The sequence below is a fragment of the Deltaproteobacteria bacterium GWC2_65_14 genome, assembly GCA_001797615.1.
Lineage (GTDB): Bacteria > Desulfobacterota > Deferrimicrobia > Deferrimicrobiales > Deferrimicrobiaceae > GWC2-65-14.
The window spans coordinates 1-3,631 of sequence record MGPV01000028.1; the positions used below are offsets into that span (position 1 = coordinate 1).

The 3,631-nt window shown below is 60.4% G+C and carries 3 protein-coding genes and 2 pseudogenes (1 of these 5 cut by a window edge); all 5 read left to right on the forward strand.

The features are described from left to right. Positions 1-662, forward strand: a pseudogene (locus A2X88_07405) (hypothetical protein). 10 nt (positions 663-672) lie between these two features. Continuing rightward, positions 673-1,497 carry a hypothetical protein gene (locus tag A2X88_07410; GenBank protein ID OGP34560.1) on the forward strand — a complete coding sequence of 275 codons (825 nt, stop codon included), beginning with the start codon at positions 673-675 and terminating at the stop codon, positions 1,495-1,497. Next, a complete protein-coding gene (locus tag A2X88_07415; protein OGP34561.1) occupies positions 1,494-2,741 on the forward strand; it encodes a hypothetical protein in 1,248 nt (415 codons plus the stop codon). The genes A2X88_07410 and A2X88_07415 overlap by 4 nt, the downstream gene beginning before the upstream one ends. Before the next feature lie 89 nt (positions 2,742-2,830). Then, positions 2,831-3,412, forward strand: coding sequence for a hypothetical protein (locus A2X88_07420; protein ID OGP34562.1), 582 nt, complete (start codon positions 2,831-2,833; stop codon positions 3,410-3,412). A 1-nt stretch (position 3,413) separates the two neighbouring features. Beyond that, positions 3,414-3,631, forward strand: a pseudogene (locus A2X88_07425) (cysteine desulfurase NifS); it runs 844 nt beyond the window's last position.

A 3,631-nucleotide genomic window follows, 5' to 3' on the forward strand; every position in this document is an offset into this window, starting at 1 on the left:
CGTACCGGAAGGCGAACGTGGTCGTCCAGCTGAAGTCCTGGGACGCCGTGGACACGAAGGCCCTCCTCGAAAAGATCCAAGGCGATCTCCGGGCGAATCCCATCCCGGGGGTCGAGATCAGCCCGGCTGGGATCGCCTATTTCAACATGGTGTGGAACGACGAGGTGCTGTGGGGGATGCTCTCGGGTTTTCTCGCGTCCTGCGTGCTCGTCTTCGTACTTCTGGTTCTGGCCTACCGCTCCTTCTGGTGGGGGATCGTCAGCTTCCTCCCCCTGCTCTTCACCATCATCCTTATCTACGGGGTGGTGGGGTTCGTGGGGAAGGACCTCGACATGCCCATCTCCGTCCTTTCCACCCTCTCCCTGGGGCTGGCCGTCGACTTCGCCATCCACTTCGCGAGCCGGTTCCGGCAGCGATGCGCGGAGACGAACGACGTCCAGGAGGCCTTGCTGTGGACCGTGGCCCGCCCGGGGAAGGGGATTCTCCGGAACGCCGTGCTTTTCGCCTCGGGCTTCGCCGCGATGATCTTCGCCTCCCTGACCCCGTACATCACCGTGGGGATCTTCATGATGGCCATTATGCTGCTTTCGGCGGCGGCCACGATCCTTTTGCTCCCCTCGCTCATCGTTCTTTTCCCCCGGCGGTTGACGAAAGAATCTTAGGAGGTTCGCGATGGTGAGAAAACATTTCATTTGGCTTTCGACCATTGTATTCCTGTTTTTCCTTAGCGTCGGCCTCTTCTCCCGGGCCTTTGCCGGGGCGCCCGTCGGGGCTGAGGAGATCATGCGGCGGTCCGCGCTGGTGCAGTACTACTCCGGCAACGACATGAGGACGAAAGTGACGATGAGGCTCCTGAGCAAGGAGGGTGGCGAGAGGGTTCGGGAACTGATCATGACGAGGAGGAATGTGAAGGCCGGTGGTGACCAGAAGTATTTCATCCTGTTCCTTCGGCCAGCCGACGTGAGGGACATGACCTTCCTCGTCTGGAAGTATCCGCTCAAGGACTCGGACCGCTGGCTCTATATCCCCGCCATCCATCTGGTGAAGAGAATCGCCGCCGACGACAAGCGGTCCAGCTTCGTCGGCTCCGACTTCAGCTACGAGGACGTCTCGGGCAGGGCGGTGGAGGAGGACGACCACACGCTCCTTCGCGAGGAAACGCTCGAGGGGACGGAAGTCTTCGTCGTCAAGAGCGTGCCGAAGGACGAAAAAAGCGTCGATTTCGGCTACAAGGTCTCCTGGATCGACAAGGGAAATTTCGTGCTCCGGAAAGAGGAGGATTACGACAAGCGCGGCGCCCTGCTCAAGGTCTTCACCGCCGAGGAGGTCCGGCATATCCAGGGGTTTCCGACCACGGTCCGGCGCACGATGAGGAACGTCCAGACCGGCCACCGGACGGAGGTACGCTACGAGGAGGTGAAATACGACATCGGTCTCGCCGACCGGCTCTTCTCCGAGCGGTCGCTGAGAAACCCGCCCGGTGCCCTGGCCAGATGAAAAAGGTCCTGGCGGCGCTCCTTCTGGCGGCGGTGTCGCTGCGCCCTGCCGCCATGCCCCTTGCGATTTCCATGCACGGCTTCCTGGAAGGAGCCGCAGGGGCGCGGCTGACGGACAGCCCCACCCGGCCCAAGGACGCCACCCTTGGAGAAGGGCGGCTCCAGGTGGAGCTATCCCACGACGGTCCCGCCGACAGCCGCCTTTTCTTCAAGGCCGATCTGATCGCGGACGGCGTGGAAGAAAGAGGGGATGCGGACCTCCGGGAGTTCTACCTGGACGTTTCTCCCCTGCAGGTCCTCGACATCCGCGCGGGGCGCCAGATCCTCACCTGGGGAACGGGCGACCTGATCTTCATCAACGACCTGTTCCCCAAGGATTTCGTCTCCTTTTTTGTCGGGAGGAGCCTGGAGTACCTGAAACTGGGGAGCGACGCGGTCAAGCTCAGCCTGTATCCCGGCCCCTTCGCCCTGGATCTCGTCGCGGTCCCTCATTTCACGCCGAGCGAGATCCCGGAAGGGGAACGGCTATCCTTCTTCAACCCGTTCGCCAACCGGCTTGCGGCCCCCGGTGAGAGACTGCCCATGAGGAATCCCGCAGCCACTCCGGAGAACACCGAACTCGCCTTAAGGCTTTATCGGACCTTCGGAAGTTACGAGGGCGCCCTTTACGGATTTCGCGGCTTCTTCAAGGAGCCTACGGGCATGGATCCGGCCGACGGGATGCTCTTCTACCCGAAGTTGTCGGTTTACGGTGCCAGCACGCGGGGGCCCTTCCTCCAGGGCGTCGCGAGTTTCGAATTCGGTTATTATGATTCCCGGGAGGACAGGCCGGGAACGAATCCCTTGATCGAAAATGCTTCCCTCAAGTACCTGCTGGGGTACGAGCGGGAGCTGTCGACGGATTTTACCGTCCGTGCCCAGTATTCCCTGGAGCAGATGCTGGAGTACGGGTCGTACAAGGCGGCCCTCCCTCCCGGAGCGCCGGAAAAGAAGGAATATCGTCACCTTCTCTTCTTGCGCCTGACCCAGTTCCTCCGCTACCAGACGGTGGAGCTCTCCTTGATAAGTTTTTACAGCCCTTCGGATGAGGACGGCATGGTCAATCCCCAAATCTCTTACAAGATCACCGACCGGCTGTCCGTCGCGTCGGGGGCCAACGTCTTCTTCGGGAAGAAGGACTTCACCCAGTTTGGCCAGCTCGACAAGGACGATAATCTATACCTTCGTTTGCGGGCCAGCTATTAAGGAGGGTCGATGGACCGGAACATCCACCTCGACTTCAACGCGAGCACGTCGATATGCATTTGCCGGGTAAGCCCCATGAAGGAGGTTGCATGATGGTCTACAATATTATTAAATTTTTCCATATCCTGTCCGTCGTCTTCATGTCCGCCCCGCTGTACAACCTCATCGTCGTGAACGAAAGGGTTCTCTTCGGCAAGGCCCCCCTTGCCGTGGACCGGTATTTCGAGAACATCATAAAGGGTGCGGCATCCAGGTGTTATGTCTATCAGCTTTCGGCCCTGGTCACCGGCATCCTGCTTCTGCCCGCCGGTGGAGCGCCTTTGACTGAATTACTGGAAAACCATATTCTCGCAGTCAAGATGGGGTTGCTTTTTGTTCTGACTCTTTTGCTTTCCCTGGTGCATTTCCGCATCCAACCGGCGATCGATAAGCTCCTGGCCGCGGTTACGGGTGACGAGATCCCGGCGGATACCACAGGGGAAATTGCGCCTCTCCGGCTCCGGCGCAAAAGGTTGGCCGCTCTTTGTCTCTTCATCGTCATCATCATTGTTCTTCTCGGGCTCCAGGTCGCAGGGGGGTTCGGTCTTCCGGCGAACGCCTTCCTCTTCGCCCTGGCCGCTCTTTTCTCGTACCGGGTCTACCGGACACCGGTACGATTCGGATGGCTGTAGAATGGACCGGAAAATCTACCTCGATTTCAACGCGAGCACCCCGATCGCGTCTGAAGCGGTGGAGGCGATGCGACCGTTTCTCACCGGCCATTACGGCAACCCCTCGAGCCTCCATTGGGCGGGAGTGCCTGCGAAAGATGCGGTCGAACGGGCGCGGGGTCAGGTGGCGGGGACCCTCGGGTGCGATCCGACGGAGGTGGTCTTCACCAGCGGCGGGAG